A 20,150-nucleotide genomic window follows, 5' to 3' on the forward strand; every position below is an offset into this window, starting at 1 on the left:
CCTACTTTGCCTTCGTGATCGCATCCTTCCCGATATCCCGGTGCTCGATGCGGATTCCATAATTCTCATTCTTCAGCAGGGCCTCGTACAACTCGTTTGCCAGCGTCACTGAACGGTGTTTTCCGCCAGTACAGCCAATTCCGATCACCAGCCGGGTCTTTCCTTCCCGGATATAATTGGGGATCAGGAACTCTACCATATCCACCAGCTTCTCCATAAATTCCGAGGCATTGCCATTGTTCATGACGTAATCCCTGACCTCTTTATCATTGCCGCTTTTGGGGCGTAATTCTTCTATATAATAAGGGTTTGGCAGAAAGCGCACGTCAAACACCAGATCGGCCTCCGCCGGAATCCCATATTTGAATCCAAATGAAAGCACGGATATATAGAGGTTCTTATACTCTTTATTCCGGACAAATATTTTGTTCAGTTCGGCCTTAAGTTCCCTGGTCAGCATGTTGCTGGTGTCCACAAGGTAGTCGGCCCGCTTCCTCAGAAATGCTGTCCGCTCCCTCTCCTTTTCTATACCTTCCCTGACTGGTCCATCATTACCTGACAGCGGATGGCTTCTTCGCGTCTCCTTATACCGTTTGATCAGTACCTCATCCACGCATTCCAGATACAATATCTCGTACTTCATGCCAGCCACATCCAGCTGGCTCAGAACCTTCTCCAGCTCTGAAAAACTCTGCCCGCTCCTAATGTCCACCCCTATGGCCGCTTTGTTGATCTCCGTTCCCGGTACCCTCAGCAGATCTGCCATCTTAGGAATCAGAGGTACCGGCAGATTATCCACGCAGAAATATCCCACATCTTCCAGCATTTTAAGTGCCGTACTTTTGCCTGCCCCGGACATCCCCGTCACAATCACAAATCTCATCTTAGAACTCTCCCAGTCTCTTTACTTCCGGCTCCAGCCTTACGCCGAACTTTTCTTCCACCTGTTCTGACACCTTACGCATCAGTTCCGCCACATCCGCAGCCGTAGCATTGTCTTTGTTGATCACGAAGCCGCAATGCTTCATGGACACTTGGGCGCCGCCTACGCTAAAGCCCTGAAGCCCCGCATCTTGTATCAGTTTCCCGGCAAAATATCCCTCCGGCCTCTTGAAGGTGCTTCCGGCGCTGGGATATTCCAGCGGCTGCTTTGAAATCCGCTTCTCTTTCAGTTCATCCATCCGCGCCTTGATTTCCTCTTTTTCACCTTTTTGAAGACGAATCACCGCCTCCAGAACGATATAGCCTTTCTTTGCAATTATGCTGGTACGGTATCCTAATTCCAGTTCCTCATCCGGAATGGCCAGAACCTCGCCTTCCGGCGTAAGGACTGTCACTTCTCTTAACACATCCTTCATCTCGCCGCCGTATGCCCCGGCATTCATGACGCAGGCGCCTCCAAGCGCTCCCGGTATCCCTGCGGCAAACTCGAATCCGGCAAGCCCGGCTTCCAGAGCCTTGCTGGCAATGGCTGAAAGAAGCGCGCCTGCCTGGGCCTTTACCAGTTCTCCTTCTATCTGTATCTGGTTCATCTCTTTGAATATCTGTATGATCACTCCCCGGTATCCCTTGTCAGACACCAGAAGATTGCTTCCATTTCCTACTATATAATAGGGGATCTCCTTCTCCTTGCACAACTTGACGAGCCCCTGTACTTCCTGTGCTGTCTTCGGCTGCACGAAGAACTCTGCCGGTCCGCCTACCCGGAATGTGGTATGGTTCCTCATCGGCTCTTCGATCTGTATTTGTTCCTTCGATATAATATTTAATAATTCCTGATAAAAATCCTGATTCATATCATACTCCATCTCTAACATTATATACTACTTAATTTCTCCGTACATCATACACTAAATGACTTACAAATTCAACGCACTCTTGCAAATTCCCCATAAATGCGGTATATTAGTGCCAAGTGATTTAAAAATAAAAAAGGAGTGAACTTATCAATTGGACTCGAGTGACGTCACACAACTCATTATCCTACTAATTCTACTGGGGCTGTCTGCATTCTTTTCATCTGCAGAGACAGCGCTTACAACTGTAAACAAGATCCGCATCCGCAGTTTGGCTGAGGATGGGAACAAACGGGCAAAAACGGTGCTTAAGATTACCGACGATTCAGGCAAGATGCTCAGCGCTATCCTGATCGGCAACAACATCGTCAATCTGTCCGCCGCCTCCCTCACCACCAGCCTGGCATACAGTTTTGGCGGTTCCATGGTGGCAATTGCCAGCGGAATCCTGACCGTGCTGATCCTTCTCTTTGGCGAGATAACGCCGAAGACCATGGCAACCATCCATGCGGAAAAGATGGCACTTATCTACGCGCCGATCATCAGCATCTTCATGAAGGTCATGACGCCGGTCATCTTTATCATCAACGGACTATCCATCGGAGTGCTGTTCCTTCTGCGTGTCGATCCGAACGCAAAGAACGATCTTATGACTGAGACGGAACTGCGCACGATTGTAGATGTAAGCCATGAAGACGGAGTCATTGAATCCGATGAAAGAGAAATGATATATAACGTGTTCGACTTAGGCGATGCCAAGGCAAAGGATGTCATGGTGCCCCGCGTACACGTGACCTTTGCGGATGTCAACAGTACCTATGAAGAACTGCTTGATATTTTCCGCGAAGACAAATTCACAAGGCTTCCTATTTTTGAAGATACTACCGACAACGTTGTTGGTACTATTAATATGAAGGACTTGCTCTTATATGACAATACAAAGGAATTTCATATCCGGGATATTTTGAGGGAGGCTTATTTTACCTATGAATACAAGAGCATCTCGGAATTGCTGGTGGAGATGCGCCAGGCTTCTTTCAACATCGCCATCGTTCTGGACGAGTACGGCGAGACCGCCGGCCTGATAACGCTGGAAGATATCCTGGAAGAGATCGTCGGCGAGATTCATGATGAATATGACGAGAATGAGGAAGACTTCGTCCAGGAAGTAAGCGAGCGCGAGTATATTATCGAAGGCTCCATGAATCTGGATGACTTAAATGACCGTCTGGATCTGGATCTTAATTCCGAGGAATACGACTCCTTGGGCGGCTTTATCATTGAGAGGCTGGACCGTCTGCCAGAGGCGGGCGACAGCATCGTGACCGAGGAAGGCATCCGCATGGTCGTTGAAAAACTGGACAAGAACCGGATTGAAAAGGTACATGTCTACCTGCCGGAGTCCGTTATGGAAGAAACTCATACAGATGACTAAGAAACCCAAGAACGGCATAGCCTTTTCGCTATGCCGTTCTTTTATATCCTGATATGTTCTTATGATTCTTCGTCTTTTACTTCTTCCCCGGCAAGCTTCAATATATCTTCAATCTCCGCTTCCGTGATTCCCAGCTTGTCCGCCACTTCCTCGACACTCACTTTCCGTCCCAGTTCCTCGCTCATGCTCTTGATCGTCTCATCCAGTTCGGACACTCTCTCCACCATCTTCTTATCCTGACGCCTGGTCTCAGTCTGGGATTCCAGGAGCGCCTGCATCCCGGCGCGCACCGCTTCCATGACAGCCTCTTCATCCTCCTCTTCTTTATATTCATCAAGCGCCATCATCAGGCTGATGTTGCCTTCCTGAATCATATCTCCGACAAATATCTCCGCGTGATGCATCTTCAGTGCCTCGTCCACGACCTTCGGAAGATAATAGGCCATCCGCGCTTCGGCAAGGCTCTTTCCCTGCATCTGGTCAATATCCTTTAAGTATTCCTCAATATAGGACTGTTCTTCATTGCTAAGGGATGCCGGTTCCTCTTTTCGTTCCTTGACTGTGCCGCTTTTGGGGACATAGCCGGTTACCGCTATCTTTTGTGCCAGAAGATACTCGCATACCAAATCTATCTGCTCCTGGGAAAGGCGGTCCTCTTCAAAGTACAGTTCCACGTCCTCAAGCGCTATCTTGCCGCCCTGCTCCCGGGCAGCGCTAAGTATTCCGCTTAATTTTTCTTTAAATTCCAATCTATCAGCCATGCTTCATTCCTCCAGTACTTATTTCTATTGGAATATATTATCATAGTTATCTGCCCCACGTCAAAAAAAGAGCTGCTTTTGGCAATCCAAAAACAGCCCTGGTCTCCTGTGCATGAAAAATATACCTTAGACTTAGCGGACAATAACCGTTGGATATCCCGCCCGCTTCAGACGCCTTTCCAACTCCGCGGCTTCATTCAGATTGTTGTAGCCCCCAACCTGGACCCGCAGATACGGCCCGGAGTCATCGATAAACGCCGGGAAGTCCTGCTCCAGAAGCTCATTCAGCAGCCGCTCCGCATACCTGCGGTTTCTGAAAGCGCCTACCTGGACCCGATAATAATCGTTCTGTATGACCCCCACCGATTCCAGGGTATCCAGAATTCCAGATGCGATCGCCTGCGCAATATCGTCAAAGTTATCGTCAAACAGACGATTATCCACATCCGAGTTGATAAACCCTACTTCTACCAGCACTGCCGGCATCCGGGTTCTTCTAAGCACCACCAGATTTGGCCGGGCTTTTACTCCCAGGTTCACGAAGCCGATCGCCTCCAGCTGGTCATTGATATCCTGGGCCATCTGATATTTGATCCCTGACAGGTCGTACACCAGGCTTTCTACCCCCGAAACCTCATTATCCGTAGGAAATGAGTTCCTGTGAATGGATATAAAAAAGTCTACTCCCGCATTGTTTGCCTGCATGGCCCTTTCGTAAGGCGACGTATACGCGTCGGTCGTTCTCGTATACTCCACATCCACTCCGTTATTCTGGAGAATCTCTCCGATTGCCAGTGTCAGCCGCAAAGTATCATCTTTCTCCTGCCGCCCGTTAAAGACTGCGCCCGGATCCCGCCCGCCATGTCCTGCATCCAGCATAATTGTATATGGCATAATCTGTCTCCCTTCACAACATTCTATATTAAAGTATGCAGGCAGGGCTGTCTTGTTCCGTCTTTTTATTCCAGGACTCCGCTGATATTATTATCCTGGAAAAAGGTATTTCCGCTATATAAAAACAACGTATCCGTAATCTGGTATGTGGACATGATATCGTCTATTGTCCCCGCATAATATCTTGGATCTACCAATACAATTTCTTTATAATGAGGAATCAGAAAAGGTACAAAACTATTGGCGAAGGAATCTTTTATCAGCAGCAATGTCTTTCCGCTCTCAGAAGTCGTCTTAATATCAATGACAGAAGAGTTCCCTCCAAGGAAAACAGCGTATTTATCCTTTGTTTTCAGTTTGGATACATCATATAGAGAGGTTCTTTTCTTCTGCTCATCTACATAATTGACAAGTACCGCTACTTCTTCTTCGGGAACATATACCTCAATCTCTTCTTTTTCACTTAGGCAGAATCCGCTTGTGCTGGCCAGCATGCCATTAAATTCTGCAGTGACCGGGTATCTATGATAAGAGGTATTTACGCGATCTTCCTCTATCCCAAGTTCGCTGGCAGATGCCAAGTACATATAATAGGCTCCAAGGCTTGTCCAATGGTGATCTGTCTTATAATATATTTTCTCGTCCGCGTGCTCTGACATAACCGCCCTTCCATCAATCCATTGAACCGTCTTTGACAGCCTGTCCCGTACATCGTCCAGCATAACTGACTGTTCCTGCGTGCTGGCAAACGCCGGAAGAGAACTTTTTAATATTTCTGCTGAATCCGGGATTAAGAGCAGTCTGGCTTGCATATCTTCATATCTTTTAGCAAAGCCGTTAATACTGTCTATGTTTTTCTTTAACGTTTCCTCTTCAGGCGGGGCGATCTCTTCCATCAACTGCTTCTTTTTTCCAAGAAAAACGCCGTTTTCTTCCCTGCTTCCACCGATTCTTTCCAAAGCGGCGCTAAACCCGCGCCAAAGATTACGGCCAGCAAACTGGTCGGATATATAAGATTCATATTGCTGCATATAAATTCCGCCAAGAACGCTGTCCCATGTACACCTCGGCCTTTCTGTCAAGGTTCTGTTCTCTTCTTCCGATATCTTTTTATCCTTTGTCATTAGATTGAGAATCATAATAATGAAAAGACAGGCAATAAACAGAATTCCTAATATTTTATCCGACTGTCTTTTTATCCGTTTCCTTTTCTCTCTTCGCAAAACGATTGCCTCCTAAAATCTAAAATACAAAAATGGATTAAATGAATTCGTAATCAAAAAGGAAATGGCAGTCAAAAGCAAGCACATATATAGGAGAGCCATAACCCATTTCCTGCGGCTGCTATATCCACGGCGGTTGATAAAACGCGAGATCACAGGGGTAGAAGCCAGTATTCCCAGCAGCCACAACAGCCAGTTCGAACTTAGTAAAAAGAGCACCTCTTTGTCTGCCAGACCTGCCGCGCCTGTTCCAAACATCATTCCAAGATACGCAGCCGCCTCTTTCAAGCCTGGACTAAAAAAGAATACCCAACCAATGATAACGATTACAAGCGTATAAATATGTCGTACCCATCCGGGCAGGCTATTTATTTTATTTCCCCATATGAACTTTTCTAAGACTAGCATGATTCCATAGTAAAATCCCCAGAACAAAAAGTTCCATGCCGCTCCATGCCAGAATCCCGTCAAGGACCATACGACAAGCAGGTTAAATATTTGCCGGCTCTTGTTAACCCGATTTCCGCCCAAGGGAATATACACATATTCCTTGAACCATGTGCTAAGAGAGATATGCCACCTCCTCCAAAACTCCGTGATACTAGAAGAAATGTATGGATAATCAAAATTCTTCTTCAACTCAAATCCAAACATTTTCCCCAATCCTATTGCCATATCGGAATAGCCGCCGAAGTCAAAATATATTTGCAGCGAATATGCAATCGCGCCCATCCATGCCGTTAATATCGAAAGTTTTCCCCCAGTCATAAAGGTATTGTGAATAGAATTGAAAATCTCTCCAATTCCATTAGCCAAAATGACCTTTTTGCCTAGCCCTATGATAAAGAATCGCGCGCCCGCGCCGAACTTTGCTGCGGAAAAGTTCCTTTTTATCAACTGTGCCTCAATATCCGTATAGCGCACGATCGGCCCGGCTATCAGCTGTGGGAACATGGAAATATATAGTGCAAAGTTCAAAATATTTTTCTGCGGCCTTACTTCCCCTCTATATACATCCATCAGATAAGAAATTGCCTGAAACGTATAAAAAGAAATTCCGATTGGAAGCCCTATCTGCCTGTAGGTAACATGGAAAGGCAGAATTCTGTTGAGGCTATCCAGGAAGAAGCCAGAGTATTTAAAAAATCCAAGCAACAAAAGATTCACGATTAATGCCTGTATCAGGCTCTTTCTGGCGGCACGCGGATTCTCTTTCTTCTCCTCGATATCCTTTCCGCAGATATAGTTAAAAAATATGGAAAGAATCATTAATACAACATAGACCGGCTCGCCCCACGCATAGAAGAACAGGCTTGCGATAAGCAATACTATATTCTTTAAGGCGTACGGGGAAATATAATATACCGCCAAGGATACCGGCAAAAAAACAAATAAAAATGTAACACTGCTAAATAACATATCTTCCCCCGCTAAATACTCTTTCTAAATATCGTCTTATACCTGTCCGCTTCTGGAGAGACTGCCAGAAAAATGTAAGTCCCCCGGACGCTTTTTTGCGCCTTTTTAAGCATCTCTACCTGTTTAGGCGCATAACCGTCAAAATCATTTTTCCGGCTATCCAATCGTTTGGAAATGGCCTCTTCTACTTCCTGGATCTGCGTATCATCCTTCACCTTTATCAGAAGAATTTCTTCTGCCGACATGCTGGATGCAGATACATACATCATAACGCCATCATACTGGGCTCCATTTAAGCCATAATATCGCTTCAATCCCTGGGTGCTGACATCCTTTAAGTTTTCTGTATTGATTTCCTTTTGTATGGCTTTTTTAACCTCGTCAAATGGCTTGGTGCTTCCGCTGGTGTTCAGGAATACCAGCATGACATAGCCCCCTAACAGACAGATAGAAATACATTTTAATATTGTCGTGCTTATATTTCCCCTGCTTTTTCTTCTGCTTCTCATAGTCCCGCTCCTTGCGCCATGCTGTTTAGCCAATATGGATAAAAGTCACTTTTAAAATGGTAGCCATCCTCCGCATAGTATTCATCTTTTACAAGTCCGGTATTGTCCAGATATGCGATATCATACTGTTCGCAGATTTCCTTTATTATCTGATTATAAGGACTTACATCTGCATAGAAAGCGTTTCCGATCGTATCCAGATTTAAAACAGGGAAAAGCGAGTTCGCATAGATCTTGGCATCTGGAAGGGCTTGCTTTAATTTCACTATAAAACTTTCATATTCATCTCGAAACCGGTCATAATCATCCCATACATGTCCAATATCGTTAAATCCGTAATACAGGAAAACATTTTGCGGGCTTAACTGCGTAACAGTCGCAAGCGCGCCATCTAATGCGGTTAGGCTTACCCCCATCTCTGCGATTAGGCTGGACGAATTAAGCATGTTATATTCGCCTAATGCTTCCGCAATAGAATCTCCCATTACCACGCTATTAGCGAAAATTTCTTTATAGTTCCGATTTACAATATCTTCCTCATTATTTTGAGAATTTGCTGATTCGCCCGTATCTTCCTTTTCATTAGATGCAGAGGGCGCCTGTGTCTGAATTGACTGAACCTGCTGCTCGACCTCTCCGATATTCCTTGTTTCCATCTCTTTTAAAATCTTTACTCCCTTCGAAACATCTGTAGGTTTTTGAGTGAATCGCAAGATTCCTTTTACCATAAAAACTGCTGCCATAAATATAGCAGCAACAAGGATAAAAATTTTTAAAATTTTCTTTCTCATTTGTATTCTCCACCCAATATATTATTATTTATATCATAAAATATAATGTTTTATATAATATATTAACACATTCTACTTTATATTACAATCAGTTGTAAAAGGAGATGTGTCATGTTTAGAATAAAAAAAGAGCAGATTGAATATGAGAATAAGTCTTTACGACTGCCGACAGATTTAATCAGGCAGGTGCAGGAACTTGCGGATAAAAATGAAATATCTTTTAATAAACTGGCGATTCAATGTATCGAGTATGCTTTGGAGCATATGGAAGAAGAAAAATAAAGGAGATTGGATATATATAATCCAAGCAACAAAACAATAAAAAAGGGCTGCTGCTTAGTAGATATTCATCTACTTTTGCAACAGCCTTTTTATAGAGATATGTCTATTTTATATACTATTTAAAAACCTTTACAATCCATATTGCCGATACATCATGTCCCGGTAAGCCTTATCCTCGCTCACCTTCCTGATATCGTCTATCCTGTCCTCGCGCAGCAGTTTCCCAATCAAGGCAAATAATCGCTTTTCCTCCTTCTGTACCTCCTTCTCTACTTCCACCGCCATTTCTTTTTTTACTCTCTTTACTTCCTTTTGTACTTCTCTCTCCACATCTCTCTTCAAATCCTCCGCATATAGTTCCCTTAATGCATCGCACATCTTCCTCGCCTCCTCCATCGTCTTTTGGTTTGCCCTTGTGATCAGGTCCATGGCTTAATATCATCTGGATGGGGATCACGTCATTTTTCAGGCAGTAGATTCCATCTACTGTCTTTTCAGCCTCTATCCCCCGCTCCTCTCTCAGGCTCCTTAGCATTTCCCGGGGATAATGGCTGCATACGAAGCTAATCGTAATCTCGCTCATCCTGATCTCATGGATCTTCTCCGTATCCGACTGATAAAAGCATGCATAGCCATAGACCTTGTAAAAATCATTAATACTCAGATGGTCTTCCGGGCTTTTATACTCGATCAGATTATACTTTCTGAATATCCTGCCGATATTCTTTTTTACCGGCCTGTCCTCTATTTTTTTAACGATCAGAGTGTCAATACGCATGGGCTTTTTACTGAGTTCATACTCTGGATAGAATTCCAGAAACTCCGCTTCTTCCTTCAATTCTATCTGCAGGGCCGCGCAGAAACCCGGATGCCACTGAAGAATCTTGCCCCGCGAGTCACTTCTGCTTAAGGCCTGTACCGTGGGCTGCCCGGATGGGCAGTTCTTATCTGTCATCTGTACCTCCATTATATTTAATTTTTGTCGGGTCCGCAAGTTCCTTAAAGGTATAAATTCAGTCGGAATCCTGCATAAGCATCACCACGCTTCTGCTAGAAAATTTCAAATCGGAATGTTCCTGACGAACGTCAGATAGGAATGATTAGATTTGTAGAATTAATGTATCACATATTTTCATGAAACACAATTTATTTTTATAATTTCATAAAAGCACGCGGTCCGTGAACGCATTAAAAATGGGAACAGAGCAGTCACCTGCCCTGTTCCCATATATGCATCTTCGCTTTTTATCCGATCTTTTGAATCTCTATCTTCTCATACAAAGATTCCATATCTTCCTTTACAAAATACCCGGTCTCCTCGCGCATTGCCGCTGCTGCGGATATGGCGCTTGCCTTCCTCAAGGTATCTTCAATCCCAAGCCCCTCGCTGAATCCAAGGGCAAAGCCTGCAATCATAGAATCCCCGCAGCCAACCGTATTAACCGCGTCGATCTTAGGCACGACGGCCCGGTAAACACCGTCTTCGCATACGCACAGCGCGCCGTCCCCTCCCAGAGAGATGACCACCACTTCGATGCCTCTTCCATGAAGTTCTTTGGCTGCCTCGATGATCTCTTCGATCTGGCTGCAGTCTTTGCCGGTCAGCATCCGTATCTCATCGATGTTCGGCTTGATCATGGTCGGGCATGCCTCAATCCCGCGTTCTAGCAATTTTCCGCTGGTATCAAGAATCACCTTTTTTCCGGCATCCTTTGCAATCTTGATCAGGTGCTGGTAGGTATCGCCCTCCAGCCCCTTTGGCACGCTTCCTGACATGGTTACCACGTCCGCGTCTGCCACAAGACCGGAGAAATGTTCCAGGAATCCCGCAAACTCCTCTTCCGTCACCTGGAATCCAGGCTCCAGGAACTCCGTCTGTACCTGGTTCTTTTCATCCCAGATATTGATGCAGGAGCGGCTCTCCGCATCCAGACGGTAGAATGCGCTCTCTACCTGGAAGTCTTTCAGGGACTCCGTGATATAATCGCCGGCATGGCCGCCCACGAACCCGGTGGCAACCACTCTCGCCCCGGCGATCGCCGCGGGCTTGGAGACATTAAGCCCTTTCCCTCCCGGCGTATAGGCGCACTCCTTTATGCGGTTGACCTCGCCTACCCGGAATTCTTCTACTACATAACGCTTATCAATGGCTGCGTTTAACGTAACTGTAAGTATCATGGCAACCTCCTACTCTTCATTCACAAGCAATACTTTACCCTTCACAAGCCCAGGCGTCTTGAACATCTGGAAAGCTTCCTGCGCCTGGCTCATAGGCATCTTCTTATAGATGAAGCCCGGATCAAATTTCAACTGTCCGGTTGCAAAATAGTGGGCCGTAAGCTCCCATTCCTTACCCGGGAACGGTGAACTGTAAGACATCCAGGAACCCGTCAGTTTAAATTCCTTGCGGTTCATATTCTCCCACATCGCTGGCGTGAAAGTAAGATCTACATGAGGTGTTCCGATAAAGCATACATGCGCCTTGTTGGCTGCCAGTTCAAATGCCATATGCATGGTTGGAACCTGGCCTGCCGTCTCGAATACATACGCATAGCCCTTGCCCTTGGTAATCGCAAGCGCCTGCTCCATATAGGATTCCTTCGTAGTATTGATGACTTCATCCGCCCCAAGCCTTAAGGCCAGGTCCAGCCGCTCGTCGCTGATATCGAATACGACTACTTTCTTGGCGCCGAAGATCTTAGTCCACTGCATGGTGAACATTCCGATGGTTCCTCCGCCAAGCACGGCCACATATTCGCCGCCCTTGTAATCATTCTGGATCACGCCATGGAGCGCGACCGTAGATGGCTCGAACATTGCTCCCTGCTCATAGGATACAGATTCATCGAATACTACCGCATTCTGCTCCGGGATCACCACATAGTCCGCATTGCTGCCCTGCTGCCTGGAACCGATGAAACTGTAATGCTTGCAGAGAGAGAAGTTTCCATTCTGGCAGTCATCACATTTCATGCAGGGAAGCAGCGGCGCGCCTGACACTCTGTCTCCTACCTTTACCTTGGTCACGCCTTCGCCCACTTCTACGACATCTCCGGAAAATTCATGTCCCAGCACGATCGGGTAGAAGTGTACCCCATTATGAAGAACCCTGGGGATATCAGATCCACAGATGCCAGAGGCCTTTACCTTGACCTTTACCATTCCCGGCCCTGCCTGCGGCTCCTCATAATCCAGATACTGCACGTCCTCATTTGCACATACGACTGCTGCTTTCATTTCTATTCTTCCCCTTTCTGTCTCATCAGATCTTTTAAATTCTCATACAGTTTCAAATATACTTTATAATTCTTGTCATAGGCTGCCCACACATCCGGATTCGGCTCATGATGCCGCTTTATGACTACCGTCCGATCCACCGCTTCTTCAAAATCCTTATACATGCCTACGCCTACGCCAGCCAGGATGACTGCTCCCAGCGTGGTGGCAGTATCGGAAGAAGGAACGATGATTTTCTTGCCCGTTACATCCGACTTCATCTGTGTCCACAGAAGAGAGTTCGCAGAGCCGCCCATAGAGCGCAACTCGCTGACCGTGGCCCCGGCTTCCAATGCCACGTCCAGGTTGTGTCTTAAGGATAAGGCTACGCCTTCCATGGCCGCTCTTACAAAATGTCCCTTTGTCTTGCTAAAGTCCAGCCCGTAATAGACGCCCTTGGCATATGGATCCCAGATGGGCGAACGTTCGCCTGACATGTAGGGAAGGAATACCAATCCGTCGCTTCCCGGCGCCACCTTTTCCGCCAGTTCATTAAAAAGATCCAGGGAACTCTTTCCCAGTTCTTTTCCCTTCACCCTCTCGTAATCGGCAAATTCGTGTTCCAGCCAGCGCATAACGCCGCCTCCGCCTACAGTTCCTCCCTGCAGTATCCACTGTCCAGGCGCCGCATGGTAACTTAGGATCAGGCGCTTGTCTGCCTTATAGGTATCCATGCAGATGCTCATTCCGCCTGCCTGGCCTCCCTGCTCCTGGGTCTCCCCCGGATGGATGACTCCGGCTCCTAACGTGCCGCATGCCGCGTCCAGAGCTCCCGCGACTACAGGAATCCCCTCTATCAGCCCGCATTCTTCGGCCGCCTGCTTCGTCACCGTTCCGACTACGGCATGGCTTGCGTAGATCTCCGGCAGGATATCCGGATTGATTCCCAGTTCCTTGCACATATCCATGTCCCATTCGCCGGTCCGCATACGGAAGCAATGGTGCCCATATCCCTGGGATAATTCCTGGGTCACCTCTCCGGTCAGCTTGAATGCGATATAACTGTTGGACTGCAGGATCTTATCCATCTTCTTATATACATCCGGAAGGTTCCTCTGATACCAGAGAATCTTTGGCGTCGTATAGGATGGCTTGAACGGATTGCCGCACACTTCGAAGATACGGTCCTCCCCGATGCGCGCGCCTACTTCTTCGCAGATATCCGCTGCCCTGGTATCCATCCAGATGGGCGTATTCGCCAGTACATTTCCTTCTTTATCAATCGGTATGGCAGACCAGCTCTGCCCGTCAATCCCGATTCCGGCAATCTCGCCGGGGCGGATCCCACCTTTTTCAAGCGCCCTTTTTACAGCGCCGCACACGGCCTGCCACCATTCTTCCGGATTCTGCTCTGCCCATCCGGGATGGGGATAATAAACCTTATAATCGCCGCTGGCGCTGGCCTTTACCTGGCCGTCCTCATCAAATATCGCAATCTTGCATGCACTAGTCCCAATATCAATTCCTAATAAATACTGATTCATAGCACCACTCATTCTTTCTAATATGCTTTCCCGTCGCATCCGCATACCTTCATGCGGCCTTTGACGAGTTCTTTTACAGCCTCGATCCCAACCACGCCAAGTTTCTTCGGGTCAAACGTCTCCGGCTTCTCCTGGATCAGCTTCTTTCCAGCGTCTGTATAGGCTACGCGCAGTTCTGTGGCAAAATTCACCTTGCACATGCCTCTCTGCACGCATTCCCTTACGTCCTCGTCGCTCAAGCCGGAAGCTCCGTGGAGCACCAGCGGAACAGACACTACTTCTTTTACCTTGGATACGCGTTCCTTATCCAGTACCGGCGTGCCGGCGTAGAATCCGTGCGCTGTCCCGATGGCGATCGCCAGAGAGGATACGCCCGTTCTTTCAACGAATTCTCTTGCTTCTTCCGGATCCGTATTGGTATCGGCCTCTGCTTCCAGGTCATCTTCCTTGCCGCCCACTTTTCCAAGTTCCGCTTCCACCGGAATTCCGATAGCCTTTGCCACATCTACCACTTTTTTCGTATCTGCAATATTATTTTCAAAATCTTCATGGGACCCGTCGATCATTACGGATGTATATCCCACCTTCATTGCCTGAACGGCAAGTTCAAAACTATTTCCATGATCCAGATGCAGGCATACCGGCACAGATGCCTTCTTAGCCTCTGCGGCTACCATGGCAAAATAGGTCTCCAGAGTGCCATACTTAACGGTTGATGGCGTCGTCTGAAGCATCACCGGCGCTTTCATCTCTTCCGCCGCCTGGATGACTGCCTTTACCATCTCCATATTCTCTACATTAAAGGCACCTACCGCATAGCCGCCTTTCTGGGCATCGAGTAACATTTGTTCTGAAGTAACTAATGACATTCTTTTCTCTCCTTTTCTTTGATCCTTTTTATGATTCTTTTCCAGGATAGATGCATTCTACCCTGTACTTCTCAAATTCCTGCATCCACTTGGCTCCCGGCTTCTTATCCGTAACGATCTTGGTAATCTGAGACCAGTCTGCCACCTTGGTAAATGCAGTCTCTCCAAACTTGGTATGGTCCGCGACCAGGATTCTTTCCTTGGCAGACTTAAGCATCATCCGCTTGCTGTTGGCGTCGTGCTCATCTGAATCTGTCATCCCAGTTTCCAAGTCCAGGCCTTTGCAGGATATGATCGCCTTATCCACATGGTAAGAACGGATCATGGCATCCGTATGGGGGCCAACCAGGGCAAAAGACTTCTCTCTGGATATCCCTCCGGTAGAAATGACGTTCCATTCCGGCATATCGAATAGTTCTACGATAATCTCCACCGAGTTGGTGATCACCGTAAGCTTCTTCATCTCTTTCAACGCCTTAGCTATGTATACGTCCGTGGAACTGGCATCCAGCATCAGCGCCTCGCCGTCCCTTACCATTCCCGCGATCAGCCGGGCTATCTTTTCCTTTTCGACAATCTTCTGATTCTTCCTGATATTAAATGGAAGATCAAAAATACTGTGTTCATTTAAGACTGCTCCGCCATAACTCTTGATGACCAGCCCATCATTCTCCAGTTTCTCCAGATCTCTTCGGATCGTCTCCTCAGACACCTGATAGATTACGCTCAACTCGCTGACTACGACTCTTTTCTCTGCCTGGAGGCGTTCCAATATATCATTCCGTCTTTCTATCGCAAGCATCTCCAACACCTCTCATTTCTCATCCGGCCGCTTTTAGAGCATGTCTGCCGGATGTCTTCCTGTCAGCCCATACTGGCGTCTCATTCCGTAAAGCCTCTTCACCTGCTCGTCCGTCAGTTCCTTCGGTCCTCCCAGCATCTTCGCCTGATACAAAAGACGCGCATAGAACTCCAGGGACTCCATCTTATGGTAGGCTCCCATAAGGGAATCTGCGTAACTTAAAGCGCCATGGTTTTCAAGCAGTACCGCATCATAGTAAGGAAGATATTCTGATACCGCATCTGGAATCTCCATGGTAGACGGAGTTCCATACTTCGCAAGCGGAACTGTCCCAAGCGAAAGCACAGCTTCCGGCATAATCGGCTCCGTAAGCGGAAGTCCGCAGACCGCAAATGTGGTAGCGTACATCGGATGGGCATGCACGACCGCCTTTACATCCTCGCGCTCCTTATATACGCGCATATGCATCTTAATCTCGGATGAAGGCTTGAACCCTTCGTTTGCCTCAATCACGTTTCCCTCTGCATCTACCTTGCATATGTATTCCGGCGTCATGAATCCTTTGCTCACTCCTGTAGGCGTGCACAGGAATTCATTATCGCTCAGCTTCACAGAGAAGTTGCCGTCGTTTGCCGCAACCATGCCGCGATTGTAGACCCTTTTTCCAATCTCGCACATCTCAATCTTGATATCCATTTCACTCTGCATAACCAAATCCTCCTTAATTTATGACCATTTTGTTTCCTGTCGTTTCTAAGTTGATAGTAGCACACAATCCAATATAATTCAACTATTTTATATGTGGTTTTATGTTGTTTTTCGTTAATTTTGTAACATATGCAGATTTGCATAGACCATTTTCCCGGGCCTTGCGGAAAGCCTATACATTTCGCATGGATTCGGAATCGTTTGCAGCAAAAAACGCTGCCACAGGATAACGGAAGACTTGCTTATTGTCAATCCTATATCCTGCGGCAGCGTTTTGCCTTAGTTTTTAACTATGCCAACTATCTCTGTACCTTCGTCAGTTCCTTCATATCATCCTTCAGATGATTGTAGATGCTCTTGTAGAGTTTGAAGTATTCGTTGTATTTCTTGTGGTTTTCTTCGTTTGGCATGATCTTGTCATCCAGAACCTGCCATTTCTTTACCTCTTCATATGTAAGGATGCCGGTTCCGATTCCCGCCAGCATGACATCTCCCATGTTCGCCTCTACATCGTAGATCGGGCAAACCACAGGATAGCCTGTCACATCCGCGAATATCTGTCGCCATACCTTTGACTTGGTAACGCCTCCGGCGATCAGGATATACTCTCCAAGATCCTCTCCGGTGGCTTCCATCGCATCGCGCAGGCAGTATGCTACTGCTTCCAGGAATGCGCGGTAGATATGCCCCTTCGTATGGGTCAGGGATAATCCCACGATCGTTCCTTTTGCGTCAGAATCCCACACCGGGCTTCTCTCACCCATAAAATATGGCAGTACCACAAGGCCTTCGCTTCCTGCCGGAATCTCTTCTGCCTGGCCATTCAGTATATCATAGACGCTTGGCCCGCCGTTCTTCTGGTTCTCGATCTCCCACTGGCACAGCGTATTGCGGAACCATTTGATGATGGCGCCTGCCGTATTGCCTCCCGCAAAGTAGTAGGAAAGGTTCTTGGCATCATACAGGTATGGCCATATGATCAATCCTTTTCCCTTTACCGGCTTATCCGAGATCAGGGCCGCGCACATGGATGTGCCGATGGCAGCCGCATACACGCCGGCATCAAACACGCCCAGGCCAATATTGGCTGCTCCGCAGTCGATACCGCTGGCGATGACCGGAAGGCCTTCCCATAATCCCAGTTCTTCTGCCATCTCTTTCTTGATTCCGCCCACAATATCCGTGGACTCTACAATCCGCTGCGGCATCATGGAACTTGGAATTCCCATAGCATCCAGCAGTTCCTCGGACCAGGTGCGGGTATTCATATCAAAGATTCCGCCGATATTTCCCGCAGACGAGTAGTCGATGGCAATCTCTCCCGTAAGTTTATAGATTACATAATCATTTGGAGGAAGGAAAAGTTTCGTCTTTGCCCAGTTCTCCGGCTCGTGGTTCTTCATCCACAGAATCTTCGTATATCCATAGTATGGGTCTGCTCCGTTGTGGGTGATCTCAAGAAGCTTCTCCTCGCCGATGTTCTTTAGCACCCAGTCTGTCTCTTCCTGCGCGCGCCTGTCCATCCAGATCATGCATGGACGGATCGGCTTCATCTCCTCATCCAGCGGAATTCCGGAACCTCCGTACAGGCCGCTGATGGCAATTCCCTTAATGTCTTCTTTGGCTACTCCATGCTCATTTACGGCTTTCTCCACCGTCTTTCTGATGGACTCTTTTGTGGCCTCGTACCAGACATCCGGCCACTGCTCTGCCCAGAGCGGCTTTGGCGTCAGCACGTCATACTCTTCCAGATCCTGCGAAATCAATTTTCCTTCTGTGTTCATCAGTATCGTCTTTGTCCCTGATGTTCCAATGTCCGTTCCCAGTAAATACTTCATTTTTTCTCCTCCTTAATCTGAATACCAATTCCATCTTGCCTGATCATGATTGCCGGTCATTCCATTCATCCTCGCCGTCCCAGATGTCTCTCCAGTCTTTGGCTTCTTCCCACAAGAATACCTTGCCTTTAATCAGGCGGGCATTCCTATCTGCTTTCCTTAGCGTCTCCATCTCTTCCTCGGTCAGGAAATCTTCGGTGGTACATCTGAGATTTCCTACATATTCCTTCTCAAAGATTGAAAACGGAATCGGCACATGGCCTCTCTGGACCGCCCATTTTACGCAGATGGTTGCGGGATGGCAGTTGTGCGCTTTTGCAATCTCGATAAGTTCCGGCATCTCGAACGTTACCACATCTCCCGGCTCTGTATCCCTCTCAGGACGGCACGGGGAGCCCATCGGACTGAATGCGATCGGAAGAATCTCATGCTCCATGCAATAATCAAATAACTTCGGCTGCTGGAACGTAGGATTGATCTCCACCTCCAGCACTACAGGCTTGATCCGGCACAGCGGAAGCACTTGCTCTAGCTTGGTAATGGTCATATTGGACATGCCGATGCTCCTGACCAGCCCCATATCCACCAGACGCTCCATCTGCCTCCATACGGACATATACTCCTCCACGGAGAACGGAACCGCATCCGGGTTCCTTCCTGAAAGATGCGCGCCCGGCGCATGATAATTCGGAAATGGCCAATGCACCATATAGACATCCAGATAATCCAGCTTCAGGTCTCTCAGACTCTGGGCGCAGGCCACCAGCACGTCGCCTTTGCCATGCATATCATTCCAGACCTTCGTCATGATCGTCAGTTCCTGCCTGTCAACGATTCCCGCCGAAAAGGCACGGGCAAAGACTTCCCCGATATCCTTCTCATTGCCATAAGCTGCCGCGCAGTCAAAGAGCCTGTACCCTGCTTCTATGGCTCCATAGACGGCATCTGATACTTCCTTTGCCGTATAGCGGTCGTTCCCAAATGTCCCCATCCCGATCCCCGGGATTACCATATTATTGCTCAGTTTCCTCTGCGGAACCAGTACTGGATTCACCTTCTCCATATGCTTCCTCCTTACGCCTCGCCTATTTATGTAAAATTATTTTATAAAATATATTTATATAATAAAGCGAAATCCCTTGATTGTCAATCATATTTACTGTTTCTGTTGCATTTATTTTCCGGTTTTTTACTTCCATTCAAGCATGTATCTCTGGAACTCTACCGCGCGCCTTGCATCCTCATCCAGCTGTTCCTCGTCCGCACCCTTGCTGATGTCTCTCCAGACCTTGATATCCGAGCCTACCTGTCCGCCCATGCGTACGAATGGCTCCATGACTACGGTTCCGTCATACTCGATCTCACGCAGGGCATCCCCGATCTCCCGCCATGGAGTGCGGCCCTTTCCGGGTACCATGCGGTTGCACTCGCCTGTGTGGAAATGTCCAAGAAGTTTTCCGGCATGGCGGATCGCGTCGCCGATGCTGGATTCCTCAATGTTCATATGGAACGTATCCAGCATGACTTTCACATTATCCATGCCTACTTCGGTCACGAACTTCACGCCTTCCTCCGAAGTATTTAAGATATGGCTCTCAAAGCGGTTCAGGACTTCCATTCCCAGATTGATGCCGTACTGGCTGGCGATAGGCGCAAGAATCTGCATTCCCTCCACGCTGTGCTTCCAGTCCTCTTCCTTATTGGCTGTAGCAAAGTCCACCGGCCAGTAAGAATAGAGTGCTCCTCCAATCAGATGAATATCAAGGCCGGCCATCACCTCGAACAGACGCTTATACCACTCCAGCGCCTCTTCCCTGATCTTCGGATCTGAAGAACCCATATTATGGTTGAAGGTGGGGCCATATCCCGCAGTCAGCTGGATACCATTATCATCAGCGCATTTTTTCAGTTCCTTTACCTCCTGCGCAGAGTAGTCCGGCAGCGGAGCCGCACCGATCTCCAGTATATCGAATCCTAGTTTTGCCCCCTTCTCTACATACCGCTTGTAATCTGCTGCCCATTCCTGCTCCCAGTACGCGTAATAAATACCATGCTTCATAACA

Annotated in this window: 20 protein-coding genes; 2 read left to right on the plus strand and 18 right to left on the minus strand. The window is 47.6% G+C overall.

What is annotated here, in order from left to right; all coding sequences use genetic code 11:
• Position 1 precedes the first annotated feature (1 nt).
• A complete protein-coding gene (rapZ, locus tag K0036_RS16700; RefSeq protein ID WP_220430222.1) occupies positions 2 to 883 on the minus strand; it encodes an RNase adapter RapZ in 882 nt (293 codons plus the stop codon).
• Between the two features lies 1 nt (position 884).
• Positions 885 to 1,796: a UDP-N-acetylmuramate dehydrogenase gene (gene murB, locus K0036_RS16705; protein WP_220430223.1), complete on the minus strand. Its 912-nt coding sequence runs from the start codon at positions 1,794 to 1,796 to the stop codon at positions 885 to 887.
• Between the two features lie 154 nt (positions 1,797 to 1,950).
• Here murB and K0036_RS16710 point away from each other — a divergent pair, with 154 nt between their 5' ends.
• Complete coding sequence (locus K0036_RS16710) at positions 1,951 to 3,231, plus strand: HlyC/CorC family transporter (protein WP_025641958.1); 1,281 nt, start codon at positions 1,951 to 1,953, stop codon at positions 3,229 to 3,231.
• A 59-nt stretch (positions 3,232 to 3,290) separates the two neighbouring features.
• Here K0036_RS16710 and K0036_RS16715 read toward each other — a convergent pair whose 3' ends face one another.
• The 6 genes from K0036_RS16715 to K0036_RS16740 form a co-directional block, all read right to left on the minus strand.
• Positions 3,291 to 3,992 (minus strand): sigma-70 domain-containing protein, encoded by a 702-nt coding sequence (locus tag K0036_RS16715; protein ID WP_173694189.1) that lies wholly within the window; start codon positions 3,990 to 3,992, stop codon positions 3,291 to 3,293.
• A gap of 132 nt (positions 3,993 to 4,124) precedes the next feature.
• Positions 4,125 to 4,886 (minus strand): N-acetylmuramoyl-L-alanine amidase, encoded by a 762-nt coding sequence (locus K0036_RS16720; protein WP_173694188.1) that lies wholly within the window; start codon positions 4,884 to 4,886, stop codon positions 4,125 to 4,127.
• A gap of 65 nt (positions 4,887 to 4,951) precedes the next feature.
• On the minus strand, positions 4,952 to 6,109 hold the full coding sequence (locus tag K0036_RS16725) for a DHHW family protein (protein WP_310593066.1): 1,158 nt from the start codon (positions 6,107 to 6,109) through the stop codon (positions 4,952 to 4,954).
• 12 nt (positions 6,110 to 6,121) lie between these two features.
• Positions 6,122 to 7,528, minus strand: coding sequence for an MBOAT family O-acyltransferase (locus K0036_RS16730; protein WP_220430224.1), 1,407 nt, complete (start codon positions 7,526 to 7,528; stop codon positions 6,122 to 6,124).
• Between the two features lie 11 nt (positions 7,529 to 7,539).
• The gene (locus tag K0036_RS16735; protein WP_220430225.1) at positions 7,540 to 8,037 is read right to left on the minus strand and encodes a DUF4358 domain-containing protein; all 498 of its coding nucleotides are present in this window, start codon (positions 8,035 to 8,037) and stop codon (positions 7,540 to 7,542) included.
• Positions 8,034 to 8,828 (minus strand): GDSL-type esterase/lipase family protein, encoded by a 795-nt coding sequence (locus K0036_RS16740; RefSeq protein WP_025641946.1) that lies wholly within the window; start codon positions 8,826 to 8,828, stop codon positions 8,034 to 8,036. Before K0036_RS16740 ends, K0036_RS16735 begins: the two co-directional genes overlap by 4 nt.
• A gap of 111 nt (positions 8,829 to 8,939) precedes the next feature.
• On the opposite strand from K0036_RS16740, the gene K0036_RS16745 reads away from it, so the two are divergent.
• Positions 8,940 to 9,110 (plus strand): hypothetical protein, encoded by a 171-nt coding sequence (locus tag K0036_RS16745; protein WP_173694184.1) that lies wholly within the window; start codon positions 8,940 to 8,942, stop codon positions 9,108 to 9,110.
• Between the two features lie 169 nt (positions 9,111 to 9,279).
• Here K0036_RS16745 and K0036_RS16750 read toward each other — a convergent pair whose 3' ends face one another.
• From K0036_RS16750 to K0036_RS16795, 10 genes are all read right to left on the minus strand, one after another.
• Positions 9,280 to 10,065: a hypothetical protein gene (locus K0036_RS16750; protein ID WP_259283336.1), complete on the minus strand. Its 786-nt coding sequence runs from the start codon at positions 10,063 to 10,065 to the stop codon at positions 9,280 to 9,282.
• Positions 10,066 to 10,355: 290 nt separating this feature from the next.
• Positions 10,356 to 11,288 carry a 1-phosphofructokinase gene (gene pfkB, locus K0036_RS16755; RefSeq protein WP_220430226.1) on the minus strand — a complete coding sequence of 311 codons (933 nt, stop codon included), beginning with the start codon at positions 11,286 to 11,288 and terminating at the stop codon, positions 10,356 to 10,358.
• Between the two features lie 9 nt (positions 11,289 to 11,297).
• On the minus strand, positions 11,298 to 12,347 hold the full coding sequence (locus tag K0036_RS16760) for a galactitol-1-phosphate 5-dehydrogenase (RefSeq protein ID WP_025641906.1): 1,050 nt from the start codon (positions 12,345 to 12,347) through the stop codon (positions 11,298 to 11,300).
• A 2-nt stretch (positions 12,348 to 12,349) separates the two neighbouring features.
• Entirely contained in the window at positions 12,350 to 13,870 is a 1,521-nt protein-coding gene (xylB, locus tag K0036_RS16765; RefSeq protein ID WP_025641903.1) for a xylulokinase, read from the minus strand.
• 17 nt (positions 13,871 to 13,887) lie between these two features.
• Positions 13,888 to 14,739: a class II fructose-bisphosphate aldolase gene (locus K0036_RS16770; protein ID WP_220430227.1), complete on the minus strand. Its 852-nt coding sequence runs from the start codon at positions 14,737 to 14,739 to the stop codon at positions 13,888 to 13,890.
• A 28-nt stretch (positions 14,740 to 14,767) separates the two neighbouring features.
• Positions 14,768 to 15,541: a DeoR/GlpR family DNA-binding transcription regulator gene (locus K0036_RS16775; protein ID WP_025641899.1), complete on the minus strand. Its 774-nt coding sequence runs from the start codon at positions 15,539 to 15,541 to the stop codon at positions 14,768 to 14,770.
• A 33-nt stretch (positions 15,542 to 15,574) separates the two neighbouring features.
• Positions 15,575 to 16,249: a class II aldolase/adducin family protein gene (locus tag K0036_RS16780; protein WP_029466835.1), complete on the minus strand. Its 675-nt coding sequence runs from the start codon at positions 16,247 to 16,249 to the stop codon at positions 15,575 to 15,577.
• Positions 16,250 to 16,548: 299 nt separating this feature from the next.
• Positions 16,549 to 18,087, minus strand: a complete 1,539-nt coding sequence (locus tag K0036_RS16785) for an FGGY-family carbohydrate kinase (protein WP_025641897.1) — start codon at positions 18,085 to 18,087, stop codon at positions 16,549 to 16,551.
• A 43-nt stretch (positions 18,088 to 18,130) separates the two neighbouring features.
• Positions 18,131 to 19,150, minus strand: a complete 1,020-nt coding sequence (locus K0036_RS16790) for an aldo/keto reductase family protein (RefSeq protein ID WP_220430228.1) — start codon at positions 19,148 to 19,150, stop codon at positions 18,131 to 18,133.
• Between the two features lie 126 nt (positions 19,151 to 19,276).
• Positions 19,277 to 20,146, minus strand: a complete 870-nt coding sequence (locus K0036_RS16795; RefSeq protein WP_220430229.1) for a sugar phosphate isomerase/epimerase family protein — start codon at positions 20,144 to 20,146, stop codon at positions 19,277 to 19,279.
• Between the last annotated feature and the right edge of the window lie 4 nt (positions 20,147 to 20,150).

It is taken from the genome of [Clostridium] scindens, from assembly GCF_019597925.1.
GTDB lineage: Bacteria > Bacillota > Clostridia > Lachnospirales > Lachnospiraceae > Clostridium_AP.

What these genes read in the sequence shown, in the direction of transcription:
- K0036_RS16735 (WP_220430225.1), bottom strand. Translation starts at nt 8,037, where the DNA reads ATGAGAAGCAGAAGAAAAAGCAGGGGAAATATAAGCACGACAATATTA.
- K0036_RS16790 (WP_220430228.1), bottom strand. Translation starts at nt 19,150, where the DNA reads ATGGAGAAGGTGAATCCAGTACTGGTTCCGCAGAGGAAACTGAGCAAT.
- K0036_RS16775 (WP_025641899.1), bottom strand. Translation starts at nt 15,541, where the DNA reads ATGCTTGCGATAGAAAGACGGAATGATATATTGGAACGCCTCCAGGCA.
- K0036_RS16770 (WP_220430227.1), bottom strand. Translation starts at nt 14,739, where the DNA reads ATGTCATTAGTTACTTCAGAACAAATGTTACTCGATGCCCAGAAAGGC.
- pfkB (WP_220430226.1), bottom strand. Translation starts at nt 11,288, where the DNA reads ATGATACTTACAGTTACGTTAAACGCAGCCATTGATAAGCGTTATGTA.
- K0036_RS16745 (WP_173694184.1), top strand. Translation starts at nt 8,940, where the DNA reads ATGTTTAGAATAAAAAAAGAGCAGATTGAATATGAGAATAAGTCTTTA.
- rapZ (WP_220430222.1), bottom strand. Translation starts at nt 883, where the DNA reads ATGAGATTTGTGATTGTGACGGGGATGTCCGGGGCAGGCAAAAGTACG.
- K0036_RS16750 (WP_259283336.1), bottom strand. Translation starts at nt 10,065, where the DNA reads ATGACAGATAAGAACTGCCCATCCGGGCAGCCCACGGTACAGGCCTTA.
- xylB (WP_025641903.1), bottom strand. Translation starts at nt 13,870, where the DNA reads ATGAATCAGTATTTATTAGGAATTGATATTGGGACTAGTGCATGCAAG.
- K0036_RS16730 (WP_220430224.1), bottom strand. Translation starts at nt 7,528, where the DNA reads ATGTTATTTAGCAGTGTTACATTTTTATTTGTTTTTTTGCCGGTATCC.
- K0036_RS16720 (WP_173694188.1), bottom strand. Translation starts at nt 4,886, where the DNA reads ATGCCATATACAATTATGCTGGATGCAGGACATGGCGGGCGGGATCCG.
- K0036_RS16715 (WP_173694189.1), bottom strand. Translation starts at nt 3,992, where the DNA reads ATGGCTGATAGATTGGAATTTAAAGAAAAATTAAGCGGAATACTTAGC.
- K0036_RS16740 (WP_025641946.1), bottom strand. Translation starts at nt 8,828, where the DNA reads ATGAGAAAGAAAATTTTAAAAATTTTTATCCTTGTTGCTGCTATATTT.
- K0036_RS16785 (WP_025641897.1), bottom strand. Translation starts at nt 18,087, where the DNA reads ATGAAGTATTTACTGGGAACGGACATTGGAACATCAGGGACAAAGACG.
- K0036_RS16760 (WP_025641906.1), bottom strand. Translation starts at nt 12,347, where the DNA reads ATGAAAGCAGCAGTCGTATGTGCAAATGAGGACGTGCAGTATCTGGAT.
- K0036_RS16795 (WP_220430229.1), bottom strand. Translation starts at nt 20,146, where the DNA reads ATGAAGCATGGTATTTATTACGCGTACTGGGAGCAGGAATGGGCAGCA.
- K0036_RS16780 (WP_029466835.1), bottom strand. Translation starts at nt 16,249, where the DNA reads ATGCAGAGTGAAATGGATATCAAGATTGAGATGTGCGAGATTGGAAAA.
- murB (WP_220430223.1), bottom strand. Translation starts at nt 1,796, where the DNA reads ATGAATCAGGATTTTTATCAGGAATTATTAAATATTATATCGAAGGAA.